1 pseudogene is annotated in these 384 nt (G+C 68.2%); it reads left to right on the forward strand.

The window, feature by feature from the left end:
• Positions 1-327: pseudogene (locus AC1DSF_RS31280) on the forward strand (hypothetical protein); the annotation flags it as partial.
• Between the last annotated feature and the right edge of the window lie 57 nt (positions 328-384).

The following is a 384-nucleotide window of genomic DNA, read 5'->3' on the forward strand; positions in this document are numbered from 1 at the left end:
GGCAACGACTTCCCGCATCCGGAAGGCACCTGGCCGGAGACGCTGCCGATCCTGCAGAAGACGTTCGGCGACGTTCCGGTGCCGGAGGCACGCGTGATGCTGGGCGAGGCGGTGGCCGGGGTCTTCGGTTTCGACCTGGACGTCCTCGCGCCGCACGCGGCCCGGATCGGTGTGACGCCGGAGACGCTGGGGCAGACCGGACCCGGTGGCGCTCTGCGTGATCTGGACACCAAGTGGGCCGCGGCCAAGGAGATCGGCCGCCACTGGTTGACCGGGCACGACACGGGCGCCGCGATCAACCCGAATGCGGAAGCCTTGGAGGTCTGAGTTCCATGACTGACGCGGAAGCCCTGGAGGTCTGAGTTCGATGACTGACTCTGGCAC

The organism is Variovorax sp. 01N429 (assembly GCF_056399425.1).